This is a genomic window from Sphaerisporangium rubeum (assembly GCF_014207705.1).
GTDB classification, from domain to species: Bacteria; Actinomycetota; Actinomycetes; order Streptosporangiales; family Streptosporangiaceae; genus Sphaerisporangium; species Sphaerisporangium rubeum.
In genome coordinates this window covers 409,739-422,668 of sequence record NZ_JACHIU010000001.1, presented here as the reverse complement: position 1 = coordinate 422,668, position 12,930 = coordinate 409,739, and the positions used below count along the sequence as shown (strand labels likewise).

General features: G+C 73.3%; 8 protein-coding genes. 4 read left to right on the top strand and 4 right to left on the bottom strand.

Annotation, left to right across the window (positions count from 1 at the left end):
* Positions 1-46: 46 nt before the first annotated feature.
* From BJ992_RS01745 to BJ992_RS01730, 4 genes are all read right to left on the bottom strand, one after another.
* Positions 47-5,596: a non-ribosomal peptide synthetase gene (locus BJ992_RS01745; protein ID WP_184978212.1), complete on the bottom strand. Its 5,550-nt coding sequence runs from the start codon at positions 5,594-5,596 to the stop codon at positions 47-49.
* Positions 5,596-7,512 (bottom strand): AMP-binding protein, encoded by a 1,917-nt coding sequence (locus BJ992_RS01740; protein ID WP_184978211.1) that lies wholly within the window; start codon positions 7,510-7,512, stop codon positions 5,596-5,598. Before BJ992_RS01740 ends, BJ992_RS01745 begins: the two co-directional genes overlap by 1 nt.
* A gap of 92 nt (positions 7,513-7,604) precedes the next feature.
* Complete coding sequence (locus tag BJ992_RS01735) at positions 7,605-7,811, bottom strand: MbtH family NRPS accessory protein (protein WP_184978210.1); 207 nt, start codon at positions 7,809-7,811, stop codon at positions 7,605-7,607.
* Positions 7,812-7,925: 114 nt separating this feature from the next.
* Positions 7,926-9,248, bottom strand: a complete 1,323-nt coding sequence (locus BJ992_RS01730; RefSeq protein WP_184978209.1) for an aminotransferase class V-fold PLP-dependent enzyme — start codon at positions 9,246-9,248, stop codon at positions 7,926-7,928.
* A 204-nt stretch (positions 9,249-9,452) separates the two neighbouring features.
* On the opposite strand from BJ992_RS01730, the gene BJ992_RS01725 reads away from it, so the two are divergent.
* The 4 genes from BJ992_RS01725 (at position 9,453) to BJ992_RS01710 (ending at position 12,886) form a co-directional block, all read left to right on the top strand.
* Entirely contained in the window at positions 9,453-9,869 is a 417-nt protein-coding gene (locus BJ992_RS01725) for a hypothetical protein (protein WP_184978208.1), read from the top strand.
* Positions 9,870-9,952: 83 nt separating this feature from the next.
* The gene (locus tag BJ992_RS01720; RefSeq protein ID WP_184978207.1) at positions 9,953-11,050 is read left to right on the top strand and encodes a PLP-dependent cysteine synthase family protein; all 1,098 of its coding nucleotides are present in this window, start codon (positions 9,953-9,955) and stop codon (positions 11,048-11,050) included.
* On the top strand, positions 11,047-12,315 hold the full coding sequence (locus BJ992_RS01715) for an MDR family MFS transporter (RefSeq protein ID WP_343072452.1): 1,269 nt from the start codon (positions 11,047-11,049) through the stop codon (positions 12,313-12,315). The genes BJ992_RS01720 and BJ992_RS01715 overlap by 4 nt, the downstream gene beginning before the upstream one ends.
* Before the next feature lie 139 nt (positions 12,316-12,454).
* Positions 12,455-12,886: a hypothetical protein gene (locus BJ992_RS01710; protein ID WP_184978206.1), complete on the top strand. Its 432-nt coding sequence runs from the start codon at positions 12,455-12,457 to the stop codon at positions 12,884-12,886.
* Positions 12,887-12,930 lie beyond the last annotated feature (44 nt).

Sequence of the window (12,930 nt, the reverse complement as noted above, 5' to 3'; positions counted from 1 at the left end):
TCAGTGCTCGGCTCGACGCTCAGGGCTCACCGCGGTTCTCCGGTGCTCACTCCAGGGGCTGTGCGACCCTGGCCAGCTCGCGGACCGTGACGGTGCCGTCGAGCCGGCGCGGATCGATGTCCAGGTGGTGCGTGCGGCTGACGACGGCGACGATCCTGACGACCGACAGGGACGTCCCTCCGTGGTCGGCCAGGTCGTCGTCGGCGACCAGGTCCGGAGTGCGCAGCACCTCGCGCGTCACCGCCAGGATCCGGCTCAGCCGCTCGTCGCCGTCACCGTCGGGGCCGGGAAGCGCGCTCAGGTCGTACGCTCCGGCGGCGGTCAGGGGGAGCCGCTCAAGGGTGACCACGTGGCGCGGTATCAGGTACTCCGGCAGGTGGGTGACCAGGCGCTGCCGCAACCGGTCGAGATCGACCAGGGCCGTGCGGCAGGCGACGTGCGCCACGAGCTCGTGTTCCCCGGTCACCACCGCGTCCCGCACACCGGGTACGTCACGCAGGACCGCCACGGTCTCCAGCGGGTCGGTGGCGGGTCCGGCGAACTCGACCAGTCCGTCCGGCCGCCGCCGCACCAGGTCGCCGGTGCCGATGCCATCGACGTACAGCTCCCCCACCTCGCCGGTCGCGGCCCGTGCTCCGGCGGCGTTGCGCACGTCGGCGGGACGGCCGGTGAGTGCCGGGCCGACCGGCACACGCAGCGGGGCCGTGGACGGCGACCAGGCGGCCGGCGCCTCGAAGGCCGCCAGCGGCGTGTCTCCCCCGGCCGTCCGGTACAGCGCGACCACCCGGCACCCCGGCGCGAGCCGTCGCGCCGCCGCCACGTCGTGCGCCGTCAGGTCGCCTCGGTTGTCGAGGAACACCTTGCGCAGCGCCGGCAGGACGGTCCCCGCCGCGTACGGCACCAGGGCCCGCAGCAGCGGCCCGGTCAGGTACACCGCGGTCGCGCCGGTGTCGCGCAGCCGGCCAGGCAGCGTCTCCGGAGCGCCGGCCGCGCCGGCCGACGTCACGACGGCCCCGGCGGGGGTCGCCAGCGACATGGCGCACCGCAGCAGACCGGTGTCGCCGCCTGGCACGGCCAGCACGTCGTCCCCGGTGAGGCCGGTGAGACCGTTGTGCGTGCCGGTGAGACCGGTGGGGCCGGCGTGCTGGTCACCGGCCGGTTCCAGATCCGAGGCGCCGCTCTCGGCCACAGGCTCCAGCTCGTACCCCAGCACACCGCGCGACGCGTCGTCGGCCGCCGCCGCGAGCATCGCGGCGACCTGGCCGAGGAGCGCGCGCATCGCCGGCTCCTCGAAACGGTCGGCGTGGTAGAGCAGCTCGAACCGGTAGTCGTCGCCGCTGTGGTGCACGTCGAGGTTGAGGTCGAACTTGCTCGGCTGCGGGGGAAGCTCAGGCGCCTGCGCGACGACCCCCGGCAGCCGCCACTCGTCGTCGGCGTCCTCGATCATGTTGAGCAGCACCTGGAACAGCGGTGTGCGCGACGGGTCCCGCACCGTGCGCAGCTTGCCGACCAGGACCTCCAGCGGCGTCGTGCCGTGGTTCACGTACCCCTCGACGGCGGTGCTCCGCACCTGGTCGAGCACGTCGCGGAACGCCGGGTCGCCGGTGAGCCGCACCCGCAGCGGAACGGTGTTGACGAACAACCCGACCAGCGTGCCGGTGCCCGCGGCCCCCCGCGTGTCCACCGGGACGCCGACCACCACGTCGTCCTGTCCCGACCAGCGGCGCAGCACGGCCGCGAGCGCGGCGAGCATCGCCATGAACGGCGTCACCCGGTGGACCCGGCACAGCTTGTGCAGCGCGGCCACCTCGTCGGCGCCGAGCGCGAGACTCACCTTGCCACCGGCCGCACCCTGCGAAGGCAGCCGCCGGCCGGCGGTCGGCAGGGCCAGCGCGGCCGGCGCGCCGGCCAGCCGGTCGCGCCAGTACTCCACCGACGCCGTCAGGTACTCGTCGGTCAGGGTGGCGCGCTGCCACACCGCGTAGTCCGGGTACTGCACCGGCGGCGGCGTGAGACCGGCCCGCGCGGGGTCCCCGCCGGCCCGGTAGAGCGCCGACAGCTCACGCAGGATCAGCCCGATCGACCGGCCGTCGGCGACGATGTGGTGGACGGTCATGCTGAGCAGGTGCTCGGTGTCGCTCAGCCGCACGAGCACGCAGCGCAGCAGCGGCCCGCGTACCAGGTCGAACGGTTGTGCGGCCTCGTCGTCGGCGAGACGCTCGGCCGCGCCTGCCGCGTCCTCGCCGACCCCGGACAGGTCCTCGACGCGGAGCCGCCAGGACGGGTCGGGATCGGTGACCCGCTGCTCAGGCAGGCCACGGACGACGGGGAAGGTCGTGCGCAGGCTCTCGTGCCGTTCGATGATCGCGCGGATGCCGCCTTCCAGGGCCCGCACGTCGAGCGGCCCGCGCAGCCACTGCCGTCCGTGCAGGTTGTAGGCGACGTTCGACTTGAGCTGGCACTCCAGCCAGACGCGTTGCTGCTCGAACGACAGCACAGGCCGCGCGTCCGGCGACCGGCGCGGCACCACCGGCCCGTCGTGCGCCGGTCCCGGCACGGCGAGCGCCGCGGCGAGGTCGGCCAGCCTGGAGTGCTCGAAGACGAGCCGCAGCGGGGACGCGTGGCCCGACCGTTCCCTGAGCCCGATGACGACCTCCCCGGCCTTCAGCGAGTCGCCGCCGAGGTCGAAGAAGTCGTCGTCCCGGCCGACGGCGTCCAGACCGAGCACCCGCCGCCACACCTCGGCCACCAGTTCCTCGCCGGGTCCGCGCGGCGGCTCCCCGCCGGTCGCGACCGGCGCGTCCGCGGCCGGCAGCGCCATGCGGTCGACCTTGCCGTTCGGGGTGCGCGGCAGCGCGTCGAGCACCATGAGGGTGCTCGGGACCATGACGACGGGGAGCGTGCGCCGCAGGTAGGACCGGATGTCGTCCAGGTCGGGGGCCTGCGTGCCGCGCGCGGTGAGGTAGCCGACCAGCCTGCCGTCCCGCAGGGCGACCACCGCGTCGCCGACGTGCGCGTGACGTTGCAGGGTGCTCTCGATCTCACCGAGCTCGATCCGCTGGCCGCGCACCTTGACCTGGAAGTCCCGCCGGCCGAGGTACAGCAGAGCCCCGTCGGCGCGGTACCGCACCATGTCGCCGGTGCGGTACATGCGCTCACCGGGGGTGGTCGCGTAGGGGTCGGCGACGAACCGCGACGCGGTGAGCCCCGGCTGGTTCACGTAGCCGAGGCTCAGGCCGCGGCCCGCCAGGTACAGCTCGCCGACCGCGCCGACCGGCACCGGCCGCAGGTCCGGGCCGAGCACGTACCCCCGGCCGTGCGGCAGCGGAGCGCCGATCGGCGGCGGCTGTTCCCCCGGACGCAGCAGGGTGCCGGTGGAGTAGGTGGTGTCCTCGGTGGGGCCGTAGAGGTTGTGGACGGCCTCGATGTGGCCGGTGGCGTACAGGTCGTCGGCCAGCGTGCCGGTGACCGCCTCTCCTGCCAGGCACACCACCCGTGTGCTCGGCGGCAGCGCGCCGGCCGTGACGAGCGCGCGCGCCGCGGACGGCACCGAGCTGACCAGCGTCACGTCCGGCGGGTCGGCGGCGAGCAGGGCCAGCGCGTTCTCGACGACGACCACCGTGCCGCCGGCGCACAGCGGCGCGTAGAACTCGAACATCGACACGTCGAACGACACCGACGTCGAGGCCAGCACGCGGGACAGTTCACCGGGTGAGAAGGCACGGCCGCCCCAGATCGCCATCGCCGCCGCGTTGCGGTGCGTGATGAGCACCCCTTTGGGACGGCCGGTGGAACCCGACGTGTACAGCACGTAGGCCGTCCGGTCCGGCGCCACCGGCCCGAAACCGCCGGACACCGGTTCCCCGTCGAGCGCCGCCAGCTCGGCGTCGGTGACGACCAGGCGTGCCGCGCTGTCGCGGAGCATGTAGCCGGTCCGGTCGGCCGGGTACGCCGGGTCGAGCGGCAGGTACGCCGCGCCGACCTTCATGATCCCGAGCATGGCCACGGCCAGGTCCACCGACCTGCCGAGCCGGATGCCGACGACGTCCCCCGCCGCGACGGACCGTCCGCGCAGCAGGTGCGCGAGCTGGTTGGCGCGCTCGTCCAGTTCCCGGTACGTCAGCGCGCGCCGGTGGTCCTCGACGGCGACCGCGTCCGGCGACCGCGCGGCCTGCGCCTCGAACAGGCCGACCAGGCTGACGTCGGGATCGTCGGTGTGCGGGCCGCACCACCACCCGGTGACGAGTTCCCACTCCTCGCCGGTGAGCAGGTCGAGCCGGTCGATCGGGGTGTCGGGCTCGGCGAGGCCCCGCGCGAGGAGCACCGGCAGCCGTCGCGCCATCCTCGCCGCCGTCGCCTGCTCGAACGTCTCGGTGCTGTAGTCCCACATGCCCCACAGCCCGTCCCGGTCCCGCCACACATGCAGGTCCAGGTCGTAGCGGATGCCGGGCCGGGGGATCGGGACCTGCTCGATCGGCGCGCCGGCCAGCGCCGGTTCACCCCACTCCCCCTGGAAGGCGATGCTCGCGCGCACCAGCGAACCGCCGACGTTGCGTCCCGGCGCGAGCGCGGCGACCACGTCCTCGAACGGCACGCCGCGGTGCGCCAGCGCCGCCAGGCAGGTGGCGCGCGCACGGCGCACGAGCTCGCGGAACGTCGGCCGTCCGGAGAGGTCGGCCCGCAGCACGAGCATGTCGGACAGCAGGCCCACCGCGCCGTACGCACCGGGCCGTGACCGGCCCGCCTCCGGGGTCCCCACGGCGAAGTCGGTCTGGCCGCTGTGCTGACCGAGCAGCAACTGGAACGCGGCGAGCACCACCGTGAACAGCGTGGTCCCCTCGCCGCGCGCCAGCCGCTCGGCGTCCGCGACCAGCTCGGCGGGGACCCGCAGCGGTACCGAACCCGCCTGGAACGTCGGGTACGCGGGCCGCGCGTGGTCGGCCGGCAGGTCCAGCTCAGGCAGGCCGGCCAGATGGGTGCGCCAGTGGTCGAGTGCGCCGGGGGCCGCGGGTTCCGGCACCGGGTCGGCGGCCGCACCGCCGAGGCCGCCGAGTCCGCCGCCGTACGCGGCGTCCAGCTCGGCCAGCAGCACCCGCATGGAGCCGCCGTCGCAGACCAGGTGGTGCGCCACGAAGAGAAGGAGGCGCTCGTCGTCCGCGAGCCGGTAGGTGTGCACGCGCACCAGCGGGCCGCGTTCCAGGTCGAACGGTTCGGCCGCGACCTGTGCCGCGCTGTCCAGTGCGGTCTCGGCTCGCCGCAGCGGCGGCAGGTGCCGCAGGTCCGTGCGCCGCGCCGTCAGGACGACGTCGTCACGCACGACCCTGACCGGTTCACCGTCCCGGCCGGTGAACGTGGACCGCAGGGACGGATGCCTGCGGACCAGCGCGGACAGCGCGGAGTCCAGCCGGTCGTCGTCCAGGTCGCCGGTGTGCCGCGCGGCGAGGCGCAGGTTGAAGACGGCGGTGCCGGGACACAGCCGTTCGAAGACCATGATCCCGCGCTGGACCTTCGACATCGGGGCCGGTCCAGGCGCGGCCGGCGTGTCGCCACCGGTACGCCAGCGCTGGACGAGTCTGCGTCCCGCCGCGAGGTCCATCACCCGGCTCCCGCCGTGATCACCCGATCGTGGATGAGACCGGGTGCCTGGCCCGTGGCGAGCCATCCGGCGACGAGCGCCTTGGCCGCGTCGTCCGGGGTGGCCACGGTGAGGATGGTCTCCAGCGGCACCGTGAGCCCGAGCGCGTGCTCCAGTACGGCCGCCGCCTCCGCGGCGCGCACCGAGTCCACCCCGAGGTCGACCAGGTTGTCCGCCGGCCGGCAGTCCTCGGCCTCGCAGACGGCGGCGACGACACCGCAGATCATGCCGGCGAGCTCGGTGGTCGTCTCGCTCGGAGCGCCGCCGGCCGGCCCCGGCGGCCCCGACGGCGCGGTCAGCGCGGCCCTGACTCCGGGAAGCGCCTCGTCGTAGTAGCCGCCGAGGAAGGCGTCCCGCGCCGTGGACCGCCGGATCTTCCCGCTCGATGTGCGCGGCAGCGACCGCGGCGGAAGCAGCCCGACGACACCGAGGCGCAGACCCGTGCGTTCCAGCACCGCCGACCGCACCTGCGACGCCAGCGCCTCGTCCCGCCTGCCGTGCGTCTCCAGCAACAGCACCGGCGACGGCTCGGGGCCGGCGTCGACCAGGAACGCCGCCGCCATGCGGCCGGTGTTCCCCGCCGCGTCGAGCGCCGCCGTCTCCACGTCCACCGCGTGGTGGTTCACCCCGCGGTAGACGATCACGTCCTTCATGCGGCCGCTCACGTACAGCTCGCCGTCCCGCAGGTACCCGAGGTCTCCGGTGCGCAGGAAGCGGACCCCGTCCAGCTCGCCGAACAGCTCGCCCGCGTCGCCGGACAGATAGCCCGGCGTGACGTTCGGCCCGGCGATCCAGATCTCTCCTTCCGCACCGTCCTCCACCGGCACATGGCTTTCCCGGTCGACGATGACGACCCGCTGGTCGCGCACCGGTGTCCCGCAGCTCACCGCGGTGTCCAGGTCGGCCGGCTCGGACCAGTGACCGGCGCTGACGATCAGCGTCGCCTCGGCGAGGCCGTAACAGGGGAGGAACGCCTCCGCGCGGAACCCCGCCTCGGCGAACCGCCGCGCGAAACCGGCCATCGTCCGGTGCCGGACGGTCTCGCTGCCGCTGAACGCGACCTGCCACCGGGACAGGTCGAGCCCGTCGAGCGACTGACCGCCACGCGCTCTGCGCACACACAGGTCGTAGGCGAAGTTCGGTCCGCCGGTGTGGGTGGTGCCGGTCTCGCTGATCTGCGTCAGCCACGACAACGGCGCCTTGAGGAAGTCACCGGGCTGCATGATCCGCATCGGCATTCCCGCCGCCATCGGCGTCAGCAGTCCGCCGACCAGCCCCATGTCGTGGAACGGCGGCAGCCAGGTCAGCCCCCGCGAGTCCGGCCGCAGGCCGAACCGCTCCACGATGGCCGCCGTGTTGGCCGCCAGAGCGTCGTGCGGCACCAGCACGCCACGGGGCCGGCCCGTGCTGCCTGAGGTGTACTGCACGACCGCGATGTCACCCCCGCTGGTCGCGCGCGACCACGCGGCCCCGTCCGCCTCCGCGCCTGGCACGTCGAGCACGACCGGCACGCCGATCTCCTCGTACCGCTGCGGCGCCACCACGACCGGCGGCCGTGCGTCCGCGACGATCCCCGCGAGCCGGTCACCGTCCTGCCGCGACGCCGTCCCCGGCGGGAACGCCGGGATCACGGCCCGTCCCGCGAGGAACGCGCCGAACACCGCGACCACGTATTCGAGCCCCGCCGGACAGGCCAGCAGCACCGGCCCGTCCGCCACCGAGGCCAGCCGATCGGCCAGCGCCGACGCACGGCTCGCCACCTGTCCGTACGTCAAGGCGCTGACGGCCCCGAGCGGATCGACGCTCTCATAGGCCACCACGTCCGGCGTCCGCTCAGCCCGAGCGAGAAGCGTGTCGGTCAGCACTTCACCCTCCATGCCGCTCCCTGCCGCTCTCCATGTCGCGTGTTCCGCGGACCCCGGCACCGCGCGGCCGTCAGGACGTGCCGGTCCTCACGCGTGCCGCGTGATCAGTTACGAGCGAGCGTGCGAGCGCTGAGCGGCCGGATGTCGGTCCAGTTCGCCTCGACGTAGTCCAGGCACGCCTGCCGGCCCGCCTCCCCGAACACCTTCCGCCACCCGGCGGGAACCGCGAGCTTCGCCGGCCACAACGAGTGCTGCTCCTCGTCGTTCACGAGCACCAGGAAACTGCCGTCAGGATCATCGAACGGATTCACGCCGCCTCCTCCACAAGCCTGCCGCCGGCCACTCTCCCCGGCATGCCACCACGCTACGAACCCCGGCCCGGAAGGGGTTGTCACGTGAATCGTGGACTGTCACGGGTCCGGCGCTCAGCGGGTGCGGCGAAGTGGTGGTATGCGCCTGGTGACGTCGCGAAGGGCCGTGGCCAGGCGGTCCATGTCGGTGCGGGAGGTGAACAGGGCCGGGGTGACGCGGACGCAGTCGCCGCCGGTGAGGCCGCCGCGCTGGACGGTGAAGATCTGGTGGTGGGTCAGCAGGTGGTCGGTGACGGCGGTGTTGTCGGCCTTGGTGGTGCGGCCGGTGAGGCGGAAGGCGGTGATGGCGCCGTACATCGCGGGGTCGTCGGGGGTGAGGATCTCGATGCCGCCGATGGCGTGGGCCCGGGTCACCCAGAGGTCTCTCAGGTGGCGGAGGCGGGCCTGCTTGTTGGCCGCGCCGAGGGTGGTGTGGAAGTCGAGTGCGGCGCCGGTGGTGAGGATGGGGGCGACGTCCATGGTGCCGGAGTGGACGCGGGAACGGATGTCGTCGCGGGGGAAGGTCTCGTCGGCGTAGGCCACGTCGATGTCGGGGAGGCGGTGGCGGCGGATGTGGAGGAAACCGGAGCCGAGCGGCGCGCCGATCCATTTGTGCAGGGAGAAGACACCGAAGTCGGCGTCGAGGTCGTCGACGGTGAAGTCGAGGTGGCCGAAGGAGTGCGCGGCGTCGACGATGACGTCGGTGTTCCTGGCGCGGGCCATGGCGACGATGTCGCGGACCGGGGTCACGAGGCCGGTGCGGTTGTTCATGTGGCTGAGCAGGAGGAGTCTCGGCGCGGGGTCGGTGCGCAGTGCCTGGTCGTAGGTGTCGAGGACGGCCTGGCGCGTGGCGGGTTCGGGGATGGTGACGCGGCGCACGCGCACGCCTCGGCGTTCCTGGAGCCAGTTCATGGCGTACTGCGCGCTGTGGTAGTCCAGGTCGGCGTACGTCACGGTGTCGCCTGGACGCAGGCGGTTGTAGCCGGTGATCAGGTACTGCAGGGCTTCCGTGCCGCCACGGGTCAGCGCGATCTCCTCGGGTGCGGCGCCGAGCACCTCGGCGACGCGCCGGCGCACCTCGTCGGCCTCCGCTCGGTACGACGTGCGCAGCAGGTAGGAGTTCTGCCGGTTGAGGCGGTCGACGTTGCGGTGGTAGGCCAGCCGTACCGGTTCCGGCATGACGCCGTAGTAGCCGTTCTCCAGGTTGAGGAACTCCTCCTCGACGTCGAACCGCCGGGCCACGGCCCCCCAGTACGACTCGTCCTCGGCCAGCCGCTCGGGGGTGACGCCGCGCGGCGGCGCCGGGGGTGCGGGAGGTGCGGGGACCGGCGGGCCCACCGGCCGGCCGGTCGCCAACGCGCCGAGTCCCGCGACCACGGCCCGTCTGGACAAGGTCATCGAAACCCTCCACGAGCATCGGTGAATTCCGGTTCCCGGGATTTCCAGTCTGCGTGACCGGGTTTCGTGAATGTGGTACGTCCGCCGATACCGGCGTGGCGTTCTCCTGTGCACGGCCGCCGGTGTCCGCGTGTTCCTTTCTTTACGTAATGATTCATCGCAGGTCCGGCGCGTCCGCCACCGCCAAGGGGAGCATTCACTGTGATGTCCACGACACCACAGACCCGCTTTCCCCGGTCGCGCGCGGCAGGCGCGGGCCGGGTTCTGCTCGGCGCGGTGCTCGCGTTCGCCGTCATCGCCAACGTGGTGTTCGCCAACGGCGGCGCGTGCGCGGCGCTGATCATGTCGGAGGCGGCGGCACACGCGGCCCACGACGTGCCGGTGAGCCCTTCGGTGTCCCAAGGCGCCGGGTGCGGCCACCGCACGCTGCCACCAGGACATCACCACGGTACGGAGCAGACCTGCTCGGCCACCGGATCCGCCGGGTCGCCGTCGTTCGCGGCCCCCGGGACCTCCACCGAGGCCCGGCCACGGCAGATGGTCCGATACGCCGGACGGATGTCTCTCCCCGGCGCGGCGCCGGAATTCTCACCGGTGATTCTCCATGTGATGCGCATATAGGCGGCTGCCGTGACCGCCGTCGCTCCCGCCGGGAGTAACGGCCGATCCGTCATGCCCGCGTCCTTCACTTCGGGGAAAACCACATGTCTTCGCACAACACCGTCACGCGTCCGCAGGACGCGCCACTCATCGCGTCCTCGTCGCTTTCCCTCGCCGTCGGCAACACACCGCTGGCGTACGTCTCCGATCCCGTCGTGCCGGGAGGGTTCTGGGCCAAGCTGGAGGGATTCAATCCCGGTGGGATCAAGGACCGGCCGGCCCTGCACATGATCCGCCGTGCGCGGGCCAGAGGGGACCTGCGGCCGGGGGCCACGATCGTCGAGTCGACCAGCGGCACGCTCGGGCTCGGCCTGGCACTCGCCGGCATCGTCTTCGGCCACCCGGTGGTGCTGGTCGGCGACCCGGGGATGGAGCCGCTCATGCGCAGGCTGCTGATCTCCTACGGGGTGCGCCTGGAGATCGTGACCGAGCCGCACCCCACGGGTGGCTGGCAGCAGGCCCGCCGGACGCGCGTCCAGGACCTGCTGCGCGCGATCCCCGGCGCGTACTGTCCCGACCAGTACAACAACCCCGACAACGTCGGCGCGTACGCGGGGCTGGCGCACGAACTGCTCGCGCGGCTGCCGCACATCGACATCCTGGTGTGCTCGGTCGGCACCGGCGGCCACAGCGCCGGCATCGGCAAGGTGCTGCGCCAGCACTTCCCCGGCCTCACGCTGGTCGGTGTCGACACCGTCGGGTCGACCATCTTCGGCCAGCCGGCGCGGCCTCGCCTGATGCGCGGGCTCGGCAGCAGCATCCATCCGCGCAACGTGGCCTACGACGCGTTCAGCGAGGTGCACTGGGTCAACGCCGCCGAGGCGGTCTGGGCCTGCCGGACCCTCGCGGCCAGGCATTACGTCTCCGGCGGCTGGAGCACCGGCGCGGTCGCGCTGGTGGCCCGCTGGCTCGCCGCCACCCAGGCAGGCGACCCGGTCATCGTCGCGATCTTCCCCGACGGGCCGTGGCGGTACTGGGACACCGTGTACGACGACGACTTCTGCGCCGCCAACGGGCTGCTCGGCGTCACCCCCGCCGACGGGCCCGACGAGATCGCCGTTCCCGCCGAACGCGAGGTACTCCGCTGGACGCGCTGCGCCACGGTGTCGGACCCCCTGCGCCGCGAGGGACAGCCGGCGTGATCGCCACCTGGCGTCAGTACCGGTCGCTCCCCCGTCCGGTGCGGTTGCTCCAGGTGAACCAGGCCGGCATCAACCTGGGCTTCTACATGCTCATGCCGTACCTGGCGCAGCATCTCACCGGTCACGCCGGGCTGGCGGTGTGGACGGCGGCGCTGGTCCTCGGGCTGCGCAACATGAGCCAGCAGGGCCTGTTCCTCGTCGGTGGCACCCTGGCCGACCGGCTCGGTCCCAAGTCCATGATCATGGCGGGGTGCGCGTTGCGTACCGCCGGGTTCGCGTTGTTCGGCCTGTCGGAGCACGTGGGGGTGCTGGTCACGGCGGCCGTGCTGAGCGGGTTCGCCGGAGCGCTGTTCAACCCGGCCGCGCGCGCCTGCCTCGCGCACGAGGCCGGCGAACGCAAGGTCGAGGCGTTCGCGGTGTTCAACGTCTTCTACCAGGCCGGCATCCTCGCGGGCCCGCTCGTGGGCCTCGCGTTGCTCGGCGCCGGGTTCCGCACGATGTGCCTGTCCGCGGCCGGGATCTTCGCGGTGCTGACCGTCCTGCAGTGGCGGTGGCTGCCGGCCAGGCCCGGCACCGGCACCGGCCGTCCCGTGCTGCACGACTGGCGCGAGGCGTTCACCAACCGTCCGTTCCTGGCCTTCGCCGCCGCGATGATCACCTCGTACGCGCTGTCCTACCAGATGTACCTCGGTCTGCCTCTGGAGGTACGGCGGACCGGCGGCGGCGCGGCCGAGGTGGCGGTCCTCTACGCGATCTCCGCGATCACCGGGATCGCCGGCCAGGTGCGGGTCACGGCCTGGTGCGCGGCCCGGTGGAGCCGCGGCGCGTCGATGGCCCGCGGCCTGGCCGTCATGGCCCTGGCGTTCACACCTTTGCTGGTGGCGGCGCACGTCCGCCTCCCGCCGTACCTCACCCCGGCCCCGCTGGTCGCCTGCGCGCTCCTGCTCACCCTCGGCTCGCTCATGGTCTTCCCGTTCGAGATGGCCACCATCGCCGACCTCGGCAGCCGGCGGCTGACCGGCACCTACTACGGCCTGTACAACCTGCTGTCCGCGATCGGCATCCTCGCCGGGAACCTGGTCAGCGGCGCCGCGATGGACCTCGCGGCCACCACGGGGCTGACCGGCCTGCCGTGGCTGCTGCTCACCGCCGCGGGCCTCGCGTCCGCGTTCGCCGTCGGACGCCTGAACCGCACCGGCCGGCTGACTCCGCGGGACCGGCTCTCCAGCGGCGCCGCGCGGGCCGAAGAAGTCGTCGACTCGTAGGAAGTGAGGCCTTTCCCCTGGTCGGCGACAGGGTAGGGACCAGGAAGACCTGGTCGGAAAGGTCACGACTCCGGGTGGTGCGGCGGGGGGCCGCACCTCGCCGGTGGCCGGTGTCCAGGCAGGACCATCAGGGGAGACCATGGCACGGCTCCACGACTTCCTCGGCCGGTTCCGGCCGGCCGGGGCACCGGGGGCGGCGGCGCCGGCGGGGGTGCCCGCCGACGTCGAGGCCGAGCGTGCGGCCGAGGTGGCGCCGGTCTTCGCGGCATTGAAGGACGTCCACGCGCGGTGCGCGGAGATCCGCACGCGTGCCGGACGCGACGCCGAGCAGGCGCTCGCCGAGGCCCGCAGGCAGGCGGCGGCGATCGTGGCGGACGCGCGAGCGGCGGCCGGGGTGGAACGCGCGGAGGCCGCGGCCCGCGCTCGCGCCGCGCTCGACGCCGAGAGCGACGCCACACTCGACGCGGCCCGCCAGGAAGCGCAGGTGATCCGTGAGCGCGCCGCGCGGCGCATGCCTGGTGAGGTCGACCGGGTGACGGACATGATCCGGTCCTTGGCGAGCGGGTCATGAGCGCGGCGTGCACGATCCGGTGTCCGGCCGTGGGTCTCGCGCGG

What these genes read in the sequence shown, in the direction of transcription:
- BJ992_RS01720 (WP_184978207.1), top strand. Translation starts at nt 9,953, where the DNA reads ATGTCTTCGCACAACACCGTCACGCGTCCGCAGGACGCGCCACTCATC.
- BJ992_RS01730 (WP_184978209.1), bottom strand. Translation starts at nt 9,248, where the DNA reads ATGACCTTGTCCAGACGGGCCGTGGTCGCGGGACTCGGCGCGTTGGCG.
- BJ992_RS01710 (WP_184978206.1), top strand. Translation starts at nt 12,455, where the DNA reads ATGGCACGGCTCCACGACTTCCTCGGCCGGTTCCGGCCGGCCGGGGCA.
- BJ992_RS01725 (WP_184978208.1), top strand. Translation starts at nt 9,453, where the DNA reads ATGTCCACGACACCACAGACCCGCTTTCCCCGGTCGCGCGCGGCAGGC.
- BJ992_RS01745 (WP_184978212.1), bottom strand. Translation starts at nt 5,596, where the DNA reads ATGGACCTCGCGGCGGGACGCAGACTCGTCCAGCGCTGGCGTACCGGT.
- BJ992_RS01740 (WP_184978211.1), bottom strand. Translation starts at nt 7,512, where the DNA reads ATGGAGGGTGAAGTGCTGACCGACACGCTTCTCGCTCGGGCTGAGCGG.